Below are 427 nucleotides of genomic sequence, written 5' to 3'. Positions count from 1 at the left end.
CGCAGTCCGTCTCGGAAAGCGTACAATTTGATTACCAAAAAGCGGAAACGCCGACAATGTGATAAACCTTAACTCCCGGAGAATCGAATATTTGAAAATAAAACGGACGGCGTCCTAAATATCCCAAGGAAATTCAGGTGCTTTTTTGCCCTGAAAACGGTCCTCTTTCCAATTACGACCGTTCAAATCGCCATTACGACCGTCCTAATCTCCGCGAGGTGCCGAGTGCACTACACATTAGCACGGTCGTAATGGCAAAGAGGACGGTCGTAATTGTTGAAAACGCTCAAGAAAGGCGAAAAAGTCCCTTTTTGAGGTCAAAAAAACGGATTAACATTTGTTTTGTTTCGGATGTCTCCTGAGCTCGAAAAAAACGTTTTATACAATAAGCCCCCCTGCCGCAGGCTCTCTTTTGCCGTTGATTTCA

This window comes from Parabacteroides sp. AF17-28 (assembly GCF_003479205.1).
Classification (GTDB): Bacteria; Bacteroidota; Bacteroidia; order Bacteroidales; family Tannerellaceae; genus Parabacteroides; species Parabacteroides acidifaciens.
The sequence above is the reverse complement of the archived record's forward strand: the minus strand, read 5'-3'. Positions refer to the sequence as shown.